Genomic DNA, 20932 nt, shown 5'->3' with positions numbered 1-20932 from the left:
GGCCCAGGTGTTTAAACGCTTTGGTTATAGCTCGCATGTTGTTCAATGACTAGCAGACAAGCCCGGAAATGCAAACGGTTACCCGTGATTTAGCACCCAGATGCATGTACTTTTGTCCTGATTTTCATGTACATTGATGTGCGACTTTTTTCTCGCTTCGCCTTATAACTGATTAATTACAATAAGTTAAGCGTGGCGGAGCATTAATCCGACCTGGAGTAGAAGATGCCCTCTCGTAAAGAGCTTGCCAACGCCATTCGCGCGTTAAGTATGGATGCAGTACAGAAAGCCAATTCGGGACATCCGGGTGCCCCAATGGGCATGGCGGACATTGCCGAAGTGCTGTGGCGTGACTTCCTGAACCATAACCCTACTAACCCGCTGTGGGCAGACCGCGACCGCTTTGTGCTGTCGAACGGTCACGGCTCAATGCTGATTTATAGCCTGCTGCACCTCACTGGCTACGATCTGCCAATGAGCGAGCTGCAGAACTTCCGTCAGCTGCACTCTAAAACTCCAGGCCACCCGGAATATGGCTACACCGCAGGCGTTGAAACCACCACCGGCCCGCTGGGTCAGGGCATCGCTAACGCAGTGGGTTTTGCCATTGCCGAGCGCACGCTGGCGGCGCAGTTCAACCGTCCGGGTCATGACATCGTAGACCATAACACCTACGTGTTTATGGGCGACGGCTGCATGATGGAAGGCATCTCACACGAAGTCTGCTCCATCGCCGGTACGCTGAAGCTGGGCAAACTGGTTGCTTTCTATGACGACAACGGCATCTCCATCGACGGTCACGTTGACGGCTGGTTCACCGACGATACCGCCAAACGTTTCGAAGCCTACGGCTGGCACGTGGTGCGCGGCGTGGACGGTCACGATGCGGACGCGATTAAAAAAGCGGTGGAAGAAGCCAAAGCGGTTTCCGACAAGCCTTCACTGCTGATGTGCAAAACCGTTATCGGTTTTGGTTCGCCGAACAAAGCCGGTACGCACGACTCGCACGGCGCGCCGCTGGGTGCCGATGAAATCGCGCTGACCCGCAAGCAGCTGGGCTGGAACCACGGTCCGTTTGAAATCCCTTCAGACATCTACGCGCAGTGGGATGCCAAAGAAGCCGGTCAGGCGAAAGAGTCCGCGTGGGACCAGAAGTTTGCCGCCTACGCCGCCGCACATCCGGAGCTGGCTGCCGAGTTTAAGCGCCGCGTGAACAATGAGCTGCCGGCGAACTGGGCCAGCGAGTCGCAGAAGTTCATTGAGCAGCTGCAGGCCAGTCCGGCGAAAATTGCCAGCCGTAAGGCCTCGCAAAACGCCATCGAAGCCTTCGGCAAAATCCTGCCGGAATATCTGGGCGGCTCCGCTGACCTCGCGCCGAGCAACCTCACCATGTGGTCCGGCTCGAAGCCGATCAACGAAGATGCGGCGGGCAACTACATCCATTACGGCGTGCGCGAGTTCGGTATGACCGCGATCGCCAACGGTATCGCGCTGCACGGCGGCTTCCTGCCGTACACCGCCACCTTCCTGATGTTCGTCGAGTACGCGCGCAACGCCGCACGTATGGCCGCGCTGATGAAGATCCGTCAGATTATGGTCTACACCCACGACTCAATTGGTCTGGGCGAAGATGGCCCGACGCACCAGCCGGTTGAGCAGATGGCCAGCCTGCGCGTGACGCCAAACATGAGCCTGTGGCGCCCGTGCGACCAGGTTGAGTCAGCGGTGGCGTGGAAGTACGCGATTGAGCGCGTTGACGGCCCGTCGGCGCTGATCTTCTCGCGTCAGAACCTGGCGCAGCAGGATCGTAGCGCTGAGCAGCTGGCCAACGTGGCGCGCGGCGGTTACGTGCTGAAGGACAGCCAAGGTACGCCAGAGCTGATCCTGATCGCCACCGGTTCAGAAGTGGAACTGGCAGTGGCTGCGTTTGATCAGCTGACGGCGGAAGGCCGCAAGGTGCGCGTGGTGTCTATGCCATCCACCGACGCCTTCGACAAGCAGGACGCGGCGTACCGTGAATCCGTGCTGCCAAAAGCGGTTGCCGCACGCGTGGCGATTGAAGCGGGTATCGCGGATTACTGGTTCAAATACACCGGCCTGAACGGCGCGATCGTCGGTATGACCACCTTCGGTGAGTCAGCGCCTGCGGATCAGCTGTTCAAAGAGTTTGGTTTTACGGTTGAGAACGTGGTGAAAACGGCGAAATCGATTCTGTAACTTTGCGCAGTAAATTGCGCCGCTACCGGTTAAGCACAGCCTGTAGCGGCGCGATTCATCGCGCGCACCTGCAATGCAGGCGTATCTAACCTGAAACGGTTCAATTATTCCTGCAGTAATAATCCGTCAGTGGAAAATTTGTGACGTAGATCCAATATTCAGCCACTCACTTGATCGCAATCATTCCCGTTATTCCTCTCTTGCATTACTCTAGCTGAACCGTTTCAGTTGTGAGCGAAATCGTGCATCTCACTCATGTGGGTAAGCAATAATTCCCTGTACAAACCGGTGTGAAACGCTCAGGCTAATCGGCACGTTTTTTCGGGTGTGGTTGAAGGTAGAGATGACCGTTCGCGTAGCAATAAATGGTTTTGGTCGTATCGGGCGTAATGTGTTGCGTGCCCTGTATGAAACCGGTCGCCGGGCTGAGATCACCGTGGTCGCCATTAATGAGTTGGCAGACGCCGCCGGCATGGCGCATCTGCTGAAGTACGACACCAGCCACGGCCGTTTTGCCTTTGATGTGCGCCAGGAGCGCGATCAGCTGTTTGTCGGTGACGACACCATTCGCATCCTGCATCTGGCCGAAATAGATGTGCTGCCGTGGCGCGAGCTGAGTGTCGATATCGTGCTGGATTGCACCGGTGTGTATGGCAGCCGTGATGATGGCGAAGCCCATTTACAGGCGGGCGCGAAGAAAGTGTTGTTCTCGCATCCGGGCGGCAACGATCTCGATGCCACTGTCGTGTTCGGTGTCAACGAACAAGCTCTTAAACAAACTGACCGCATTGTCTCCAACGCATCCTGCACCACCAACTGCATTATTCCGGTGATCAAGTTGCTGGATGACGCCTTTGGCATTGAGTCGGGCACCGTGACCACCATTCACTCGGCGATGCACGATCAGCAGGTGATCGACGCCTATCACAGCGATCTGCGTCGTACCCGCGCCGCCAGCCAATCGATCATTCCGGTAGATACGCGTCTCGCTGCTGGCATTACCCGTATTTTTCCGAAATTTAACGATCGCTTTGAGGCGATTGCCGTGCGCGTGCCCACCATCAACGTGACAGCCATTGATCTGAGCGTGTCGGTGCGCGAAGCGGTGAAGGCGTGTGAGGTCAACGCGTTGCTGCAAAACGCGTCAGAAGGGGCGTTTCGTGGTATAGTTGACTATACGGAATTACCGTTAGTCTCAGTAGATTTTAACCATGATCCGCACAGTGCCATAGTCGATGGCACGCAAACGCGGGTCAGTGGTCATCACCTTATCAAAACGCTGGTTTGGTGTGACAACGAATGGGGCTTTGCTAACCGCATGATCGACACCACGTTAGCAATGGCCGCAAGCGGTTTCAGGTAAGACGCGGACTGCGTCTGGCAAAACTTATGAGAATCAACGAGAGGGTTCACCATGTCTGTAATTAAGATGACCGATCTGGATCTTGCTGGTAAACGCGTTCTGATCCGTGCCGATCTCAACGTGCCAGTGAAAGAAGGGAAAGTGACGTCAGATGCACGTATTCGTGCTTCTCTGCCTACCATCGAAGCGGCGTTGAAACAGGGCGCGAAAGTGATGGTTACCTCTCACCTGGGTCGTCCGACCGAAGGTGAATACAACGAAGAGTTTTCCCTGCTGCCGGTTGTTAACTACCTGAAAGATAAACTGAACGGCACCAACGTTACCCTGGCAAAAGATTACCTCGACGGCGTTGAAGTCGGCGCGGGCGAATTGGTTGTGCTGGAAAACGTGCGCTTTAATAAAGGTGAGAAAAAAGACGAAGAAGGGCTGTCGAAGAAATATGCCGCACTGTGCGACGTGTTCGTGATGGATGCCTTCGGTACCGCGCACCGCGCACAGGCTTCTACCCACGGCGTGGGCAAATTTGCCCCAATCGCATGTGCCGGTCCGCTGCTGTCAGCTGAGCTGGAAGCGCTGGGCAAAGTGATGAGTAATCCAGAGCGTCCGCTGGTTGCTGTGGTTGGCGGTTCTAAAGTGTCGACCAAATTTGATGTGCTGCAGTCGCTGGTGAAGATTGCTGACACCGTTATTGTCGGCGGCGGTATCGCGAATACCTTCGTGGCTATCGATAACAACGTCGGTAAATCTCTGTATGAGCCAGACTTCGTCGAAGCAGCAAAAGGTCTGCGTGATCAGTTTGGTATCCCGGTTCCTACTGATTCTCGCGTAGGCACGGAATTCTCTGAAACTGCCCCGGCAACCGTGAAAAAGGTTTCCGAAGTGGCGGATAACGAAGAGATTATGGACTTCGGCGACGAAACCGCACAGGCGATGGCCGCTATTCTGAAAGGCGCGAAAACCATTCTGTGGAACGGTCCGGTTGGCGTGTTCGAGTTCCCGAACTTCCGTAAAGGTACCGAAATCGTGGCAAATGCAATCGCCGATAGCGATGCATTCTCAGTGGCAGGCGGCGGCGATACGCTGGCTGCAATCGATCTGTTCGGTATCGAAGATAAGATCTCTTACATCTCTACCGGCGGCGGCGCATTCCTCGAGTTCGTGGAAGGTAAAAAACTGCCAGCAGTTGCTATGCTGGAAGAGCGCGCGAAGCAGTAACTCTTTGGGGGCGACGCTTGGGCGTCGCCTGAAGGCTAGCCCTTTATGGGGCACACAAATCGCAATCCCTTCGGGGATGAACGGTAACGAAACGGGACACAAACATGTCTAAAATTTTTGATTTCGTAAAACCCGGCGTTGTCACTGGTGACGACGTTCAGAAAATTTTCCAGGTAGCGAAAGAGAACAAATTCGCTCTGCCAGCAGTTAACTGCGTCGGCACGGATTCTATTAACGCGGTATTGGAAGCTGCGGCCAAAGTGAAAGCGCCGGTCATCGTTCAGTTCTCCAATGGTGGTGCTGCCTTCATCGCCGGTAAAGGTTTCAAAACCGACAAGCCGCAGGGCGCGGCTATCTTCGGCGCTATCGCGGGTGCATACCATGTGCATCTGATGGCTGAACAGTACGGTGTGCCAGTAATCCTGCATACCGACCACTGCGCCAAGAAACTGCTGCCGTGGATCGACGGTCTGCTGGACGCGGGTGAAGAGCACTTCAAGAAAACCGGTAAGCCGCTGTTCTCTTCTCACATGATCGACCTGTCTGAAGAGTCACTGGAAGAGAACATCGAGATCTCTTCTAAGTATCTGGCGCGCATGGCCAAACTGGATATGACCCTGGAAATCGAACTGGGTTGTACCGGTGGCGAAGAAGACGGCGTGGACAATAGCCACATGGACGCTTCTGCGCTGTACACTCAGCCAGAAGACGTTGATTACGCTTACACCGAGCTGAGCAAAATCAGCCCACGTTTCACCATCGCTGCTTCATTCGGTAACGTGCACGGCGTGTACAAGCCAGGCAACGTGAAACTGACGCCGACCATCCTGCGTGATTCTCAGGAATACGTGACTAAAAAACACAACTTGCCGCATAACGCGCTCGATTTCGTGTTCCACGGCGGTTCAGGTTCATCTCCAGAAGAAATCAAAGAATCAATTGGTTACGGCGTAATTAAAATGAACATCGATACCGATACCCAGTGGGCAACATGGGACGGTATTCTGAAGTTCTACAAAGAAAACGAAGCATATCTGCAAGGCCAATTGGGCAACCCTAAAGGCGTGGATAGCCCGAACAAGAAATACTATGATCCACGCGTATGGCTGCGCTCAGCGCAGGCTTCCATGGTGACTCGCCTGGAGCAGGCTTTCAAAGAGCTTAACGCTGTCGACGTACTGTAATTTTTCCGTACAGTACAAAAAAGGCCCGCAAGGGCCTTTTTTTATGCGTCTCATCCAGAAAATCCCACGAATTCAGGCCATTTTTGGCGCTTCGCCTTATTTTTGTTTACCCTTGTATTCGGAGTGTCGGAGTCAATCTGGCAGTTTTTGGCAATTTCCCGCGGGAAACTCAACAACAGGGCTAACAAATGGAAGATTTACATGTCGTTGATGGCATTAATAGTGCTGGTGGATGGCTGATACGTAATCAGGCGTTGATCCTGAGCTATGCGGTCAATATTGTGGCGGCGATTATTACCATCATCATTGGTATGTTCATTGCGCGCATCGTCTCCAATGCGATTAACCGCGTTCTGCTAGCGCGTCATATTGATGCCACTGTGGCAGATTTCCTTTCTGCAATGGTGCGATACGGAATTATCGCTTTTACCGTCATTGCTGCACTGGGACGCGTTGGCGTACAAACCGCCTCAGTGATTGCCGTACTGGGTGCTGCTGGCTTGGCTGTGGGTTTGGCGCTGCAAGGTTCGCTGTCCAACCTGGCTGCTGGCGTGCTGTTGGTGACCTTCCGCCCGTTCAAAACCGGTGAGTTTGTCGATCTCGGCGGCGTGATGGGTACCGTACAGAACGTGCAGATTTTCTCCACTACGCTGAAAAGCGCTGATGGCAAAATCGTGGTGGTACCTAACGGTAAAATTATCGCCGGCAATATCGTTAACTATTCACGTGAACCGATCCGTCGCAACGAGTTCATTATTGGTGTGGCTTACGATGCGGATGTCGATCAGGTTATTAGCCTGTTACGTGAAGTGGTTGATGCGGACGAGCGCGTACTGCAAGACCTCGGCGTACAGATCGGCCTAAATGAACTGGCGGCTTCATCGCTCAATTTTGTGGTGCGTTGCTGGAGTAAAAGCAGCGATCTGCAAAACGTCTATTGGGATCTGATGAAGAACTTCAAACGTACGCTGGACGCGAACGGCATCGGCATTCCTTACCCGCAGATGGATGTGCATCTGCATCAGGTGAAGAGCGAGCAACAACAGCCTTCACGCAGCGAATAATAGAGAAGGGCACCTGCGGGTGCCTTTTTTATTACACATTCTAATAGCCTATTAAATATTTCAATTTCCTCTAATATCTTCGCGTCACTATACTGCATCGCATCTCCTCAGTTATTAAGGTTATTTCCGTGTTATCTGTTTATTTACAAGGGCTTGCCCTTGGTGCTGCGCTGATTTTGCCGTTAGGCCCGCAAAATGCTTTTGTGATGAATCAGGGCATTAAGCGCCATTACCACTTGATGACCGCATCGCTGTGTACCCTTAGCGATATTGCGCTGATCTGTGGTGGGATTTTTGGCGGCAGCGCGTTGCTGAATCAATCGCCTCTCTTACTGATGCTGATCACTTGGGCGGGCGTGGCGTTTTTGCTGTGGTACGGTTGGGGCGCGCTGCGCGCTGCATGGCAAGGTGATGTGTCGCTGGCATCTGATGCGGAGATAAAGCAAGGTCGCTGGCGCATCATCGCTACTATTCTGGCGGTGACCTGGCTCAATCCGCACGTCTATCTCGACACCTTTGTGGTGCTCGGCAGCCTCGGTAGCCAGCTTCCGTCTGAAGACGCGCGTCGTTGGTTTGCATTTGGCACCGTGAGTGCCTCAATTATTTGGTTCTTCGGCCTGGCGCTGCTGGCCGCGTGGCTGTCGCCGCGGCTGCGCACCGTGCGGGCGCAGCGCATTATCAATTTGCTGGTCGGCGGCGTGATGTGGTTTATCGCCATTCAGCTGGCGCGTCAGGGCATTGCTGCACTCTAATGCAGATGTAATCCGTACAGTGCGGGCAGCGCGCCCGCACTGGCGAGCAACTCAAGTCGAATCTGGCTAAAACTCACGCCTTCTGGTACCAAGTGATGACACAGCGAGTGATGATTTTCCGTCACGTCTGCCAAAAGCATCTCATCCAGCCATACGCGATAATGCGTGGTGCAGTGCGGCGTCACAGCCAGCGCGTGGCCCATTTGCACCGTTTCCATCGCATGGTCGAAGTCGTTGTCAAACAGCAAGGTAATGTGTTTCGCCTGCTGCGGTTCATTCCAATGCCAGCTGACGTTGGGATGCGTGTCATCCTGCGCCGGCACCCAGCAGTTAGTGTGCTGTTCCGGCCGCAGCTTGCCGTTGAGCAGATAGTCGCGGTGCCAAAGCTGCAGCGGCGTTTCCAGCGCAAAGGCCAGCAGGATTTGCTGTGGAGCCCGGCGCGGCAGCCAGAAATCAAACTCATCAACGCCGTAATCGCCATCGTTAATCTGGCGTGTGCGTTTCGCCACGCGCGGATTGAGACTGTTGAACACCATCATCACGCCCGGCAAACGCTGGCTGGTTAATGCAACCTCAATCGCAGCGTTCTCCTCAAAGGCGATAAACAGATAGCGATCGCAATCGGCGCGATAATCAAAGCTCAGTCGATAAGTGCCTTGCTCAGTAACCGTGATGCTTTGCGTGCTCAGTTGGCAGTCGCCGCAGGTATTGGCCGGATTAGCGCTGGTGAGCAGCGATACCTGTAATTTTTGCGCGTTGGCGGCGCGCAGCTGCACACTGATTGCCGGCAAGCGTTCGCCCGCTTTGAGCGGCAGCAGCAACGCACAGCGAGATTGCAGCGGCTGCCAATCGGCATCGGCGGGCAGGGCGCGCAACTCTAAGGTGCTGCTCACCGTGACATGCGCCTGGCGCGCTGGGTTGGCCAACGGATGTCGCGGGATAAACGCACCCTGACGCAGCAGATGCTGCTGCAGCTGCCCAACGCGCTCAGGCTGCGCCAGTTCGGCGGGCGTGATCTGCTGTTGCTGGCACAGCGCCGCCGCGCGGCCCACCACTTCGCCCAGCACGCCGCAGGTGCACATGACGCGTGCGCTGCCAAAGGCTACGTGCGTAGCGGAGATCAATCGGCCGGTGAGCAGCAGATTGTCCAGCGACTGGCTGTAGAGCGCGCGGAAGGGAATGGTGTAAGTCCCTTTGCTGTGGAACTGACGACAGCCATCGTGTTCGCTGTAGACGCCGTCGGCCGGATGCAGATCAATCGACCAGCCACCATACGCCACTGCATCATAGTGGTCGCGTTGTTCGATGATGTCCTGTTGGCACAGCATCGTCTCGCCGAGAAAACGCCGGCTCTCGCGCTTGCCGGGAATCAGGCCCACCCATTCGATGGTGAGGTTATCGGCATCGGGAAATTCACCGGAGTTTTTGATGTAATCCCACACGCCCCAGACAATTTTCCACAGTTCCCACTTGATGGTTTCGCTCTCATGCACGGTATCGAGCCGTCCGCCCCACTCCAGCCACCATAAATCGCAGCCGTTCAGCTCTGAACTCAGCCGTTTATAGCGCGGAATGGCGGTGATCTCTTTTAGTGCGAAAGAGGGCGCAACGAAGCGTACCGGTTGTGCCGTGCGCTTGGTGTAGAAGTAAATCGAATGTCCGAGCTTATGGCCGAAATTCTCGCCCGGCGCCATCTTCTCGCCAAACTCCTCCACGGATTCCGCGCCCACGCGATGCGCTGCACCGGCCAGATAGCCCAATACGCCATCGCCGCTGGCATCGATAAATTGTGTAGCCGAAACCCGATAACGCGTTTGATTAATGGCATTGAACGCCTGCACTGACAGCAAACGGCGGCCAGATTTTTCGATATCGGTCACCACCGTATTGAGCAGCAAAGTCACGCCGGGCTGCGCCTGTACGATGTCCAGCAGCACCATATCGAACAGTACCGGATTGCCCTCTTTATTGCGCCACAGGTTCTCCTCCATGATCTCGCCCATGATGCCGCCTTCGCGCGCCCAACGATTGTTATTGCCCATGTGTGAGGTCGCACCGTTGGCCCACAAGCGCACTTCGCTGGAAGCGTTGCCGCCCAGCACCGGGCGATCCTGAATCAGCACCACATCAAGGCCATCGCGTGCGGCGGCCAGCGCGGCACACACGCCCGCCAGTCCACCGCCGACGATCAGTAACTCCGCTTGTAGTCGTTGTTGCGGAAAGTGGCGCTCATTTTGCGTAGAGAAAGTCTGCATCATTTCATTCCTCTGACTCTAAGGCTAAGATTGGAGTTTGCCCGCCGCAGGTGATCTATGTCTTCTCAACCGAACCAAAGCCTGATTGACGGTATTCGCTGTCTGCAATATCTGGTGTCCAGTGATAAGGCCGTGGGTTGCCGTGAACTGGCGCGCCAGATGGGGATGAACAGCACGCGTGTGAATCGACTGCTGATGACCATGGCGTCGATTGGACTGACGACGCAGGATGAGCATCGACGCTATCTGCCTGGCCCCGGTATTCACGCGCTGGCGGCACAGGCGATTCGCGGATCTTCGCTGTTCGCGCAGGCGTTGCCGCAGCTGGAACGTCACGCGCCGCGCGATATCGTGGTGGCGCTGGGCGTGCTGTGGGAGGATCAGGTGATCTATATCTGGCACTCGGAACCCGGTGAACGCATCAACGCCAGCCAGGCGCTGGCCGGTTTCCGCATGCTGCCCGCGTGGCAATCGGTGATTGGCGTGTCGTTGCTGGCGGCGGAAAGTGACGAGGCGCTGCGCCCGCGTTTTAGCGAAGAACAGTGGCTGCAAATCGCGCCGCTGCTGGCGCGTAAGCGTGCTGAGGGTTACCTGATCTGGCACCGCGATGATGGCGAAATCAGTATGGCGCAGCCGATTGATCACAATCGCGCGGCATTGGCGTTCGCCAAAATCTGGCAGGACGATGAGGCGCACCTCGCGCAGCGCCTGCAACAGTTGCAATCGCTGGCGCAAACCGTGTTCACCCCGCGTTAACATGATCGATTTTCCCGACAATAAACAGGTAACTGCAGATGCCAATCGCGGCCAGCACGGCAATAAATGCCAGGGCTGGCGCGAAGTTATCGCCGTCGATTAACGCACCAATGGCAATCGGCACCACGATGGATGACAGCGCACCGGTGAAGTTAAATACCCCGCCCGCCAGACCAATTAAGTGGCGCGGCGCCAGCGCCGTGACAAACACCCAGGTAATGGTCGCCAGGCCGTTGCCGAAGAACGCCAGCGACATAAACAGAATAATCAGCGTGGAATCGTCGGTGTAATTGGCGCCAAGGATAAACAGCGTCAGGAACAGGCCGAGAATCACCGGTAGCTTGCGCGCCACGCTAGCGGAGATACCGCGACGTATCATGCGATCTGAGGCAAATCCGGCCAGCAGCACGCCACAGAAGGCGGCGAAGTAGGGCACCGAAGCAACATAGCCGCTTTTGATGAAGCCCATGTGACGATACTCCACCAGATACGTCGGGAACCAGGTAAGGAAGAACCAGAAGGTGGCGGAAATGGTGAACTGGCCAATATAGATGCCGACCAATTTACGACTGCGGAACATCTGCGCCAAATCGCCCCAGCGCGCTATGGGCTGCTGCGAATGTTGTCGACTCTCCAGCAGCGCACCGTTGTCACGCAGATAGCTGAGCTCAGCTTTTGACACGCCTTGATGTTGATTCGGCTCGCGGTAGAGCCAATACCACACCAGCGCCCAAATCATCCCCGCAAGTCCGGTGATCAAAAACAGTCCGCGCCAGCCAAAAGCATCCTGCAGATGAAACAGCAGCGGCGTCATACACGCCAGGCCGACAAACTGCGCTGAGGAGTAAATGCCGATGGCACTGGCGCGCTCTTGCTCCGGGAACCAGCTAGAGATCACCCGGTTGTTGGAGGGCATCACCGGCGCTTCAAAAGCACCGACGCCGAGCCGCAGACCAAATAGCGCGCCAAAGCTGTTGGCAAGCGCATGCAGCGCGGTGATCAGCGACCAGGCAAATAAACCGACGCCATAAACGACGCGCGCGCCAAGGCGATCGATGAGGAAGCCGCCGGGAATCTGTAGCGCAGCGTAGATCCAGCCAAAGGCGGAAAAGATCAATCCCATCTCCATGGGCGAGAAGCGCAATTCGCCAGCCATTGCCGTAGCGGCAACCGACAGGTTAGTGCGATCCATATAGTTGATAATGATGTTAATAAACACCAGACCGAGCATCAGAAAGCGCGTGCGTCCCGCGCGAGCGCTGGCAACGGTTTGGCTAAGTGGCTGTTCTGTCATTGGCAACTCTCCCGAACTCAGAGGTGTTTCTTTAATAGAAACGAATAAGTGTTTTATTGGCGAATCCGTACAGCTAAATTTGCGATCGCGGCTACGTTAAAAAGGAGATTGCTCGAACTTTTGAGCCGTTTACTAATCAGATAAGCACACATGTTAATGTGTTTTGGGTTTAGCCATAATGGCGACCTGCAAATTGAATCCCTCAAGGAGGACTTTCGTGAAACTGAAAGCACTGGCGCTGGCCGCCGTAATGAGCACGGGCGCACTGTCCGGTTTAGTTCAGGCAGGCGAATTGCCGAATGGACCGCATGTGGTGACTTCTGGACAGGCAAGCGTTGATGCCACGCCAGATCTCGCGACGCTCGCGATTGTGGTGAATGTTTCGTCGAAAGACGCGGCAGAAGCGAAGAAACAAGCTGATGACCGCGTGGCGCAATATTTCGATTTCCTGCAAAAGAACGGTATCGAGAAAAAAGATATTGATGCGGCAAACCTCAGCACGCAGCCAGAGTACGATTACACCAAAGAAGGTAAGTCGGTACTGAAAGGCTATCGTGCCGAGCGTCAGGTACAGGTAACACTGCGCCAGCTGGACAAACTCAACGAGCTGTTGGATGGCGCGTTAAAATCTGGCCTGAATGAAATTCGTTCGGTCGAGTTAGGTGTGGCGAATCCGGACAGCTATAAAGAGAAGGCGCGTAAAGTGGCCATCGCGAATGCTACGCAACAGGCTAACGCGCTGGCAGAAGGGTTTAACGCTAAATTAGGTTCGGTTTACAGCATCCGCTATCACGTGGCGAACTATCAACCGATGCCGATGGCGCGCATGTATAAGGCCGCCGCAGTACAAGCTGATACCACCGCGCAGCAAACTTACGAGCAGCAGAGCATTCACTTTGACGATCAGGTGGATGTCGTCTTTGAAATCAAACCAAACACGCCGTAAGGTTTGATATCAGGTCGCCATGAAGGGCGACCTGAATCTTTACGCTGGCAACACATCCTGACGCAGCACGCGATGTCCGTGCGCAATCAGCGCGTCGGTCACGCTGCGCATTAAACGACTTTCCGGCGCAAACCGGTGCCAGTACAGCATACGACGCTGATACAGGCCTGGCGTCAAATCCACCAGTTCACCTTGCGCTAACTCGCGCTCAATCTGCAGATGCGGAATCATACAGCACACCGAACCCTGACGCGCCAGCTGCACAAAGGCTTCTGACGAGTTAACGATGTGGCAAGGCACGCTGCCCGGCGACAGGTCAAAGTTCTGCTGTAAAAACGCCTGATGCATATCGTCCAGATGATCAAATGCCACCGCCGGCGCTTTCAGCAGCGCAGAGCGTGTTACGCCGTTCGGGAAATAGCGAGCAGCAAAATCAGGTGAGGCGCAGAACAGATAATCGAGCGCACCCAGTTGATCCACCAGACAGCTTGGCAGCGGCTGCGGCTGAATACTCACCGCGCCGACCACTTCACCGCGACGTAGACGTTCCTGCGTGCGGGTTTCATCTTCCACCTGCAAATTCAGGCGCACTGGCGAATCGGCCAGCACGTCTTTCAGCGCGGGCAGCAGCCAGGTGGCCAGGCTGTCGGCGTTGACCGCCAGCGACAGCAACAGCGGCGTGGTTCCACCGTTATCATCACCCAGCCACTCCTCTTCCAGCAGTTCAACCTGATGCAACAACGCCAGTAACTTTTGTCCCTGCTCGGTCGGACGCGGCGGCACGGTGCGCACCAGCAGCGGCTGACCAAATAAATTTTCCAGCTGTTTAATACGCTGCGAAACCGCCGATTGGGTAATGCAGAGTTTTTGTGCCGCACGCTCAAAGCCGCGCTCGCGAATCACAGCATCCAGCGCCTGAAGCGTTCGATAATCCGGGCGTTTCATTGTTGTTCTCTCTCGTTCAGGGTGGACATTACTATGCCATAAAACTGTCAAATTGTGCTGCGGCGCATTTTTGCGGGCTGGCTTCCAAAGCGTTAAATCGGCTGTCTAACTGTCGCGCTTTTTTACAGCGCCTTGTTTTATACTACGCGCACTTCGATGTCGCACAGGTTTTAAACATACCATGACCCAGGATGAACTGAAAAAAGCGGTAGGTTGGGCAGCCCTGCAGTACGTAGAGCCCGGCACTATTGTCGGCGTAGGCACGGGATCGACGGCAGCGCATTTTATTGATGCACTCGGCACCATGAAGAATCAGATTGAAGGTGCGGTTTCCAGCTCGGAAGCCTCAACGGAGAAACTGAAAGCGCTGGGCATTCACATCTTCGATCTCAACGAAATTGATGAGCTGTCGGTGTATGTTGATGGCGCCGATGAGATCAATCCGCAGATGCAGATGATCAAAGGCGGTGGCGCAGCGCTGACGCGTGAGAAAATCGTTGCGGCGGTGGCGAAGAAATTTGTCTGCATTGCCGATGCATCGAAAGAAGTTGATGTGCTGGGCCGTTTCCCGCTGCCGGTTGAAGTGATTCCGATGGCGCGTTCGTATGTGGCGCGTGAACTGGTCAAACTCGGCGGCTTGCCGGAGTATCGCCAGAACGTCATTACCGACAACGGCAACATTATTCTCGACGTGCATAATCTGCGTATTCTCGATCCCATCGAACTGGAAAAAACCATTAATGCGCTGCCGGGCGTAGTGACCGTTGGCCTGTTTGCGGGACGTGGTGCGGATGTCGCACTGATTGGTACCGCAGAAGGCGTGAAAACCATCGTAAAATGATCTGTCCGGCGCGCGTAATGCGCCGGTTATTTCCATCCGAAAACATCTTTTCTCACCAGGCTGAAATTTGGTGACTTATGTCACAAAAGATTCATCAGCAGTAAGTTCGTACTTCGTCCATTAAGGATGTCACGATTTTGTACGGCATTGTGCTGTCTCCGCGTGGGCGCGTGCTGGCTCCCAGGCAATCGTTTGTATTGCTGCGCACGAAATTTTTGATATTTTGACAGAAGGCTACCTTATGGTAGTCCTCATTGAATTCTGAATAGGGTCGGGAAATGGCAAAGGTATCACTGGAAAAAGACAAGATTAAGTTCCTGCTGGTGGAAGGCGTTCACCAGAGTGCGCTGGAAAACCTGCGTGCAGCAGGCTACACCAACATCGAGTTTCACAAAGGGGCGCTGGATGCGGAGTCGCTGAAATCCTCCATCCGCGATGCGCACTTCATTGGTATCCGTTCCCGTACCCAACTGACTGAAGAGATCTTTGCTGCCGCTGAAAAGCTGGTAGCAGTCGGCTGCTTCTGTATCGGTACCAACCAGGTTGATCTCGGTGCAGCGGCGAAACGCGGTGTGCCGGTGTTCAACGCGCCGTTCTCCAACACCCGTTCTGTTGCAGAGCTGGTGATTGGCGAAATGCTACTGATGCTGCGTGGCATTCCGGAAGCCAACGCCAAAGCGCACCGTGGCATCTGGAATAAAGTCGCCAACGGTTCGTTTGAAGCACGCGGCAAGAAACTGGGCATCATCGGTTACGGTCACATCGGCATGCAGCTGGGTGTACTGGCAGAAAGCCTCGGTATGCATGTGTTCTTCTACGATATCGAAAGCAAGCTGCCGCTGGGTAACGCCACTCAGGTGCGTCATCTCTCCGATCTGCTCAACATGAGCGACGTGGTCAGCCTGCACGTTCCTGAAACGCAATCCACTCAGAACATGATTGGCGCGGAAGAGCTGGCGCTGATGAAGCCGGGCGCGCTGCTGATCAACGCCGCGCGCGGTACCGTGATCGATATTCCGGCGCTGTGTGATGCCCTGGCGAACAAACATCTGTCTGGTGCCGCTATCGACGTCTTCCCGGTCGAGCCTGCGACTAACAGCGACCCGTTTAACTCACCGCTGTGCGAGTTCGATAACGTGATCCTGACGCCGCACATTGGTGGTTCAACGCAGGAAGCGCAGGAAAACATCGGTATCGAAGTGGCTGGCAAGCTGGCGAAATACTCCGACAACGGTTCTACGCTGTCTGCGGTTAACTTCCCGGAAGTCTCACTGCCGATGCATGCGGCAAGTGCTAGCCGTCTGCTGCACATCCATGAAAACCGTCCGGGTGTGCTGACCGCTATCAACCAGATTTTTGCCGAGCAGGGCATCAACATCGCCGCGCAGTATCTGCAAACCACGCCAATTATGGGCTACGTGGTGATCGATATTGATGCTGAGCAGGATGCAGCGGATAAAGCGCTGCAGGCGATGAAGGCGATTCCGGGCACCATCCGCGCCCGTCTGCTGTACTGATTAAACAGGGCGCCATTGGCGCCCTTTGTTTTTCCTGCTCACGCTTCCCACTGCCATAGTTTCGATGGCGTCAGAATCGCGGGGAGCGGCACATCCCAGGCGGCGACCGGCAATGCTTCTACGCGCTGACAATCATGTGCGATGCCCACCGGAAGAAAACCATGCTGCTGCCAGTTTTGCAGCGTGCGATCGTAGAATCCGCCACCCATTCCCAAACGTTGGCCAGCATAGTCAAACGCCACCAGCGGCACCAGCATCACATCCAGCTGATCCAGCGTGGCCAGTTGCGTGATATCCAGCGGCGGTTCCGGGATGCGAAGTTTATTTGGCGCGAGTGGCGTTTCTGGCGTGTAACGGATAAACAGCAGATTGCCCGGCGAGAAGGGATGAAGCACCGGTAAGTAAACCTGCTTTTTTTGCTGCCAAAGTTTGGCGATTAGCGGGCGGGTGTTGATCTCTCCATCGACAGATAAAAACAGCGCAATGCGTTGGGCATTAGCGATCGGCGCAATGTTGATGGCGTGTTCAGCCAACTGATCGGCGGCTTGTTCCTGTTGCTCAGACGTGAGATTACGGCGCAAATGGCGCACATGCTGACGGATGTCTTGACGGTCGAGAAGGGAGGGCGCTGGCATGATATCTAAATCCCCGGAATAATCGCTTCTTAAAAGCGATTATATCATGCGAACCGGGGAAACAGACTTGCTACTAAATGGAGATCTCCGAGATGCCGCCGCAGGCTGTAACCCTTGAACCCTTGGTTCAAGGTGAACATGCCGTCACAACTATTAGGCTTCTCGGACGAACCGAGCATGCGCACAAATTGTGGAGCGTCACATTCTGTTGGTATGAAATATCGGCTCAGGGGACTGGCCCGCTTGCAAACATCTCAGAGAAAATTTACTTCACCGTCACTATAGCATGAGTGACCATGAAGCTTTATTCAAAATTAGGGCCCTGGCGGTCAGTTATGCGACCTTGCTCTACTAACGCTTGTTCAATGGTCTGCTGCAGCATGCGGATACGTTGTTCCATGTTTGCTGCATAGTCGCGCGTCTTACCTTTCTCTTGTGCCAACTCGTGGCAGATGTTTAACGCGGCGATGAACACCAGTTGCTCTGTATTGGTGACTCTAGTGCGAACTTTTAAATCTTGCAACCGTTGATTGAGATCCTCTGCGGCCAGATTCAGCGCATCTTGCTGTTCAGGCGGGCAATTCACTCTTAACGAACGACCAAAAATTTGAATATCTACTGGTTGTGCAGACATGCCACCATCCTAACTGATTACTTCGATCGCATCTCCCTTACCGGTCAATGGGTTGGGAGGTGCGAAACTATATATACCCGAGTTATAAGTTACAACCCCTTTTCTGGAAACCCAGAGGCACCTGGTGGTAGCATAACACGAACTTATTCTGCCAACGACGACCAAAGCTTATGTCTTTACAGAACGCAACGCCGAGTTACAACGTGCTGGCCGCGGCCCTTTCACAGCAGGGCGTGGGCATGACGCCAGCCGAAATGCATGGTCTCCTTTCCGGGATTCTGTGCGGCGGCAATCAGGATACCAGCTGGAAAACCATGGTTCACGATCTCACCAACGAAGGCATGGCGTTTTCGCAAAGCCTGTCTCAGCCGCTGCAGGCGCTGCATGAAAGCCTGGCGACCACGCTGGAAGACGAAGGTTTTATGTTCCAGCTGATGTTGCCGGAAGACGATGACATCACGGTATTCGATCGCGCGGATGCGCTGGCCGGTTGGGTAAACCACTTCCTGCTCGGTTTGGGGGTCACGCAACCGAAGCTGGAGAAAGTGACCGGCGAAACTGGCGAAGCAATTGACGATTTGCGCACCATCGCACAACTTGGCTATGACGAAGATGAAGATCAGGAAGAGCTGGAGCAGTCACTCGAAGAGGTGATTGAGTACGTGCGCGTTGCCGCTCTGCTGTGCCATGACACCTTCACGCGTCCGCATCAGCCAACGGCACCAGAAGTACAGAAACCTACGCTACATTAAGCGCGTCAATGCGGGTGCGTTGTGGCCCGTCTTCAACAGGGAGTGCAAACATGATTACCTTGGATACGTTTCAACAACGTCGTCAGGCGCTGATTGCCCGCATGGCGCCAGGCAGTGCGGCGTTAATTTTTGCTGCACCTGAAGTGACGCGCAGCAACGACACCGAATACAGCTTTCGTCAAAACAGCGACTTCTGGTACTTCACCGGTTTTAATGAACCGCAGGCGCTGCTGGTCTTAATCAAAAGTGATGATAAGCACAATCACAGCGTGCTGTTCAATCGCGTGCGTGACCTGACGGCCGAAATCTGGTTTGGTCGCCGCCTTGGCCAGGATGCCGCACCGGCGAAACTGGGAGTCGATCGCGCTTTGCCGTGGGATGACCTCGGCGAGCAGCTGCATCAACTGCTTAACGGCCTGGATGTGGTTTACCACGCGCAGGGCGAATATGCAGAAGCCGATCAGCTGGTGTTCAGCGCGCTGGACAAACTGCGTCGCGGCTTCCGTCAAAACCTTAGCGCGCCCAACACAGTTACCGACTGGCGTCCGTGGGTGCACGACATGCGCCTGTTCAAAAGCGCAGAAGAGATTGAGATTCTGCGCCGCGCCGGAAAAATCAGCGCGCTGGCGCACACGCGAGCGATGCAAGCCTGTCGTCCGGGCATGTTTGAATATCAGCTGGAAGGCGAAATTCATCACGAATTCAATCGCCATGGCGCGCGTTTCCCCTCGTACAACACCATTGTCGGTTCGGGCGAAAACGGCTGTATTCTGCACTACACCGAAAACGAATCGGAAATGCGCGATGGCGACTTAGTGCTGATTGACGCAGGCTGTGAATTCCACGGCTACGCGGGCGATATCACCCGCACCTTCCCGGTCAACGGCACCTTTAGCGAGCCGCAGCGCGCCATCTACGACATCGTGCTGGCTTCGCTCAACAAAGCGTTGTCGATGTTCCGTCCGGGCATCAGCATCCATGACGTCAACGACGAGGTGGTGCGTATTATGATTACCGGCCTGGTCGATCTCGGCATTCTGGATGGCAATATCGATACGCTGTTTGAAGAGCAGGCGCATCGTCCTTTCTTCATGCACGGTTTGAGTCACTGGCTGGGGCTGGATGTGCACGATGTCGGCCATTACGGCACGCCAAGCCGCGACCGCGTGCTGGAGCCGGGCATGGTGCTGACGGTTGAGCCTGGCTTGTATATCGCGCCAGATGCCAAAGTACCGCCACAATATCGCGGCATTGGCATTCGCATCGAAGATGACATCGTCATCACCGCCGACGGCAACGAAAATCTCACCGACAGCGTAGTGAAAGACGCCGATGCGATTGAAGCCTTGATGGCGGCGGCACGTCACGCATGAGCATTTTGATTGCCGGCGGCGGCATGACCGGTGCGACTCTGGCGCTGGCGATTTCACATCTGACGCAAGGCCAACTGCCGGTTACCCTGATTGAGCGCAGCCAGCCCGACAGCCGCGCACATCCTGGCTTTGACGGACGCGCGATTGCCCTGGCTGCTGGCACCTGTCAGCAGTTAGCAGATATCGATCTGTGGCGCTCGCTGGCCGATTGCGCCACGCCCATCACCGATATTCACGTTTCCGATCGCGGTCATACCGGCTTTGTTTCGCTTAAAGCGCAAGATCATCAGTTGCCTGCGCTCGGTCAGGTGGTTGAACTGTTTGATGTCGGCCAGCGGCTGTTTCAACGCCTGCAAAAAGCGCCGGGCGTCACGCTGCGCTGCCCGGATCATGTAACTTCGGTAGCGCGTACGGCGGATAATGTGCAGGTGATGTTGAACAGCGGCGAACAGCTGGCAGGCGCATTACTGGTGGCCGCCGACGGTTCGCGTTCACCTTTAGGCGCGTCCTGCGGTATCACCTGGCAGCGCGACGATTATCAGCAGTTGGCGGTTATCGCCAACGTGTCGACGCAGTTGCCGCATCAGGGCCGCGCCTTTGAGCGCTTTACCGAATACGGCCCGCTGGCGCTGTTGCCGATGTCCGGCAACCGCATGTCGCTGGTGTGGTGCCACCCGCTTGAGGCGCAAGCAACGATTAAGCAGTGGGATGATGCGACCTTCCTGCAAGAACTGCAACGCGCATTCGGCTGGCGTCTGGGGCGCTTCACGCATACCGGTCAACGCGAGCATTATCCGCTGGCGCTGCAAACCGCTGAACGTCAGGTGACACATCGTCTGGCGCTGGTGGGCAACGCGGCGCAAACGCTGCATCCAATCGCCGGACAAGGCTTCAACCTGGGTCTGCGCGACGTGATGTCGCTGGCGGAAACGCTGGCAGGCGCATATCGTCAGCAGCAAGATCCCGGCAGTTTCGCGGTATTACAGCATTTTGCCGCGCGACGTCAGCCCGATCGTGCCGCCACTGTTGGCGTCACTGACGGTTTAGTCCGACTGTTTGCTAACCGCTATGCGCCGTTGGTAGCAGGACGAAATCTTGGGCTGGTGGCGATGGACCATCTGCCTTGGCTACGAAATCCACTTGCCGCGCGCACGCTCGGCTGGGTTAAGCGTTAAGCACGAATTAAGGG

General features: G+C 55.3%; 18 protein-coding genes and 1 other RNA gene. 13 read left to right on the top strand and 6 right to left on the bottom strand.

The annotated features are described in order from the left end of the window. Nucleotides 1-225: 225 nt before the first annotated feature. From tkt to argO, 6 genes are all read left to right on the top strand, one after another. Complete coding sequence (tkt, locus tag P6287_RS15790) at nt 226-2217, top strand: transketolase (RefSeq protein WP_277974057.1); 1992 nt, start codon at nt 226-228, stop codon at nt 2215-2217. Between the two features lie 343 nt (nt 2218-2560). After that, complete coding sequence (gene epd, locus P6287_RS15785; RefSeq protein WP_277974056.1) at nt 2561-3580, top strand: erythrose-4-phosphate dehydrogenase; 1020 nt, start codon at nt 2561-2563, stop codon at nt 3578-3580. Between the two features lie 51 nt (nt 3581-3631). Next, on the top strand, nt 3632-4795 hold the full coding sequence (pgk, locus tag P6287_RS15780; protein WP_101761937.1) for a phosphoglycerate kinase: 1164 nt from the start codon (nt 3632-3634) through the stop codon (nt 4793-4795). A gap of 104 nt (nt 4796-4899) precedes the next feature. After that, a complete protein-coding gene (gene fbaA / locus P6287_RS15775) occupies nt 4900-5979 on the top strand; it encodes a class II fructose-bisphosphate aldolase (protein WP_110868001.1) in 1080 nt (359 codons plus the stop codon). A gap of 188 nt (nt 5980-6167) precedes the next feature. Then, nucleotides 6168-7043 (top strand): small-conductance mechanosensitive channel MscS, encoded by an 876-nt coding sequence (gene mscS / locus P6287_RS15770; protein WP_277974055.1) that lies wholly within the window; start codon nt 6168-6170, stop codon nt 7041-7043. Between the two features lie 128 nt (nt 7044-7171). Then, nucleotides 7172-7795: an arginine exporter ArgO gene (gene argO, locus P6287_RS15765; RefSeq protein WP_110868000.1), complete on the top strand. Its 624-nt coding sequence runs from the start codon at nt 7172-7174 to the stop codon at nt 7793-7795. On the opposite strand, the gene P6287_RS15760 is transcribed toward argO, so the two are convergent. Further along, nucleotides 7792-10053 (bottom strand): FAD-dependent oxidoreductase, encoded by a 2262-nt coding sequence (locus P6287_RS15760; protein WP_277974054.1) that lies wholly within the window; start codon nt 10051-10053, stop codon nt 7792-7794. The genes argO and P6287_RS15760 overlap by 4 nt on opposite strands. A 54-nt stretch (nt 10054-10107) precedes the next feature. Between P6287_RS15760 and P6287_RS15755 the strand changes: the two genes are divergently transcribed. Next, nucleotides 10108-10806, top strand: a complete 699-nt coding sequence (locus P6287_RS15755) for a transcriptional regulator (RefSeq protein ID WP_101761942.1) — start codon at nt 10108-10110, stop codon at nt 10804-10806. Here the strand turns inward: P6287_RS15755 and P6287_RS15750 are convergent. Continuing rightward, on the bottom strand, nt 10793-12100 hold the full coding sequence (locus tag P6287_RS15750; protein WP_277974053.1) for an MFS transporter: 1308 nt from the start codon (nt 12098-12100) through the stop codon (nt 10793-10795). The genes P6287_RS15755 and P6287_RS15750 overlap by 14 nt on opposite strands. Nucleotides 12101-12317: 217 nt before the next feature. On the opposite strand from P6287_RS15750, the gene P6287_RS15745 reads away from it, so the two are divergent. Continuing rightward, a complete protein-coding gene (locus tag P6287_RS15745; RefSeq protein WP_101761944.1) occupies nt 12318-13046 on the top strand; it encodes an oxidative stress defense protein in 729 nt (242 codons plus the stop codon). A 39-nt stretch (nt 13047-13085) separates the two neighbouring features. Here the strand turns inward: P6287_RS15745 and P6287_RS15740 are convergent, their stop codons facing one another. Further along, entirely contained in the window at nt 13086-13991 is a 906-nt protein-coding gene (locus tag P6287_RS15740; RefSeq protein ID WP_007890292.1) for a LysR family transcriptional regulator ArgP, read from the bottom strand. A 181-nt stretch (nt 13992-14172) separates the two neighbouring features. Here P6287_RS15740 and rpiA point away from each other — a divergent pair, with 181 nt between their 5' ends. After that, on the top strand, nt 14173-14832 hold the full coding sequence (gene rpiA, locus P6287_RS15735; protein WP_137386398.1) for a ribose-5-phosphate isomerase RpiA: 660 nt from the start codon (nt 14173-14175) through the stop codon (nt 14830-14832). 278 nt (nt 14833-15110) lie between these two features. Then, a complete protein-coding gene (gene serA / locus P6287_RS15730) occupies nt 15111-16349 on the top strand; it encodes a phosphoglycerate dehydrogenase (protein ID WP_137386397.1) in 1239 nt (412 codons plus the stop codon). A 38-nt stretch (nt 16350-16387) separates the two neighbouring features. Here serA and P6287_RS15725 read toward each other — a convergent pair whose 3' ends face one another. From P6287_RS15725 to zapA, 3 genes are all read right to left on the bottom strand, one after another. Then, the gene (locus P6287_RS15725; protein WP_137386396.1) at nt 16388-16984 is read right to left on the bottom strand and encodes a 5-formyltetrahydrofolate cyclo-ligase; all 597 of its coding nucleotides are present in this window, start codon (nt 16982-16984) and stop codon (nt 16388-16390) included. Nucleotides 16985-17064: 80 nt separating this feature from the next. After that, nucleotides 17065-17248, bottom strand: a non-coding RNA gene (gene ssrS, locus P6287_RS15720) — 6S RNA. Nucleotides 17249-17288: 40 nt separating this feature from the next. Then, the gene (gene zapA, locus P6287_RS15715) at nt 17289-17618 is read right to left on the bottom strand and encodes a cell division protein ZapA (protein ID WP_007890288.1); all 330 of its coding nucleotides are present in this window, start codon (nt 17616-17618) and stop codon (nt 17289-17291) included. Nucleotides 17619-17788: 170 nt separating this feature from the next. Here zapA and P6287_RS15710 point away from each other — a divergent pair, with 170 nt between their 5' ends. Genes P6287_RS15710 through ubiH form a run of 3 tightly spaced genes read left to right on the top strand, consistent with a single transcriptional unit; the run spans nt 17789 to nt 20918 of the window. Then, nucleotides 17789-18370, top strand: coding sequence for a YecA family protein (locus P6287_RS15710; RefSeq protein ID WP_277974052.1), 582 nt, complete (start codon nt 17789-17791; stop codon nt 18368-18370). Nucleotides 18371-18420: 50 nt separating this feature from the next. Then, on the top strand, nt 18421-19743 hold the full coding sequence (gene pepP / locus P6287_RS15705) for a Xaa-Pro aminopeptidase (protein ID WP_137386394.1): 1323 nt from the start codon (nt 18421-18423) through the stop codon (nt 19741-19743). After that, complete coding sequence (ubiH, locus tag P6287_RS15700) at nt 19740-20918, top strand: 2-octaprenyl-6-methoxyphenyl hydroxylase (protein ID WP_277974051.1); 1179 nt, start codon at nt 19740-19742, stop codon at nt 20916-20918. Before pepP ends, ubiH begins: the two co-directional genes overlap by 4 nt. The last annotated feature ends 14 nt before the right edge of the window (nt 20919-20932 follow it).

The organism is Pantoea sp. X85 (assembly GCF_029623675.1).
GTDB classification, from domain to species: Bacteria; Pseudomonadota; Gammaproteobacteria; order Enterobacterales; family Enterobacteriaceae; genus Pantoea; species Pantoea leporis.
The sequence above is the reverse complement of the archived record's forward strand: the minus strand, read 5'-3'. Positions and strand labels throughout refer to the sequence as shown.

Excerpts from the sequence above, each read along its gene's own strand:
- pepP (WP_137386394.1), top strand. The coding sequence starts at position 18,421 with ATGATTACCTTGGATACGTTTCAACAACGTCGTCAGGCGCTGATTGCC.
- mscS (WP_277974055.1), top strand. The coding sequence starts at position 6,168 with ATGGAAGATTTACATGTCGTTGATGGCATTAATAGTGCTGGTGGATGG.
- fbaA (WP_110868001.1), top strand. The coding sequence starts at position 4,900 with ATGTCTAAAATTTTTGATTTCGTAAAACCCGGCGTTGTCACTGGTGAC.
- serA (WP_137386397.1), top strand. The coding sequence starts at position 15,111 with ATGGCAAAGGTATCACTGGAAAAAGACAAGATTAAGTTCCTGCTGGTG.
- P6287_RS15755 (WP_101761942.1), top strand. The coding sequence starts at position 10,108 with ATGTCTTCTCAACCGAACCAAAGCCTGATTGACGGTATTCGCTGTCTG.
- P6287_RS15750 (WP_277974053.1), bottom strand. The coding sequence starts at position 12,100 with ATGACAGAACAGCCACTTAGCCAAACCGTTGCCAGCGCTCGCGCGGGA.
- ubiH (WP_277974051.1), top strand. The coding sequence starts at position 19,740 with ATGAGCATTTTGATTGCCGGCGGCGGCATGACCGGTGCGACTCTGGCG.
- epd (WP_277974056.1), top strand. The coding sequence starts at position 2,561 with ATGACCGTTCGCGTAGCAATAAATGGTTTTGGTCGTATCGGGCGTAAT.
- tkt (WP_277974057.1), top strand. The coding sequence starts at position 226 with ATGCCCTCTCGTAAAGAGCTTGCCAACGCCATTCGCGCGTTAAGTATG.
- rpiA (WP_137386398.1), top strand. The coding sequence starts at position 14,173 with ATGACCCAGGATGAACTGAAAAAAGCGGTAGGTTGGGCAGCCCTGCAG.
- P6287_RS15760 (WP_277974054.1), bottom strand. The coding sequence starts at position 10,053 with ATGATGCAGACTTTCTCTACGCAAAATGAGCGCCACTTTCCGCAACAA.
- P6287_RS15710 (WP_277974052.1), top strand. The coding sequence starts at position 17,789 with ATGTCTTTACAGAACGCAACGCCGAGTTACAACGTGCTGGCCGCGGCC.
- pgk (WP_101761937.1), top strand. The coding sequence starts at position 3,632 with ATGTCTGTAATTAAGATGACCGATCTGGATCTTGCTGGTAAACGCGTT.
- P6287_RS15740 (WP_007890292.1), bottom strand. The coding sequence starts at position 13,991 with ATGAAACGCCCGGATTATCGAACGCTTCAGGCGCTGGATGCTGTGATT.
- zapA (WP_007890288.1), bottom strand. The coding sequence starts at position 17,618 with ATGTCTGCACAACCAGTAGATATTCAAATTTTTGGTCGTTCGTTAAGA.
- P6287_RS15725 (WP_137386396.1), bottom strand. The coding sequence starts at position 16,984 with ATGCCAGCGCCCTCCCTTCTCGACCGTCAAGACATCCGTCAGCATGTG.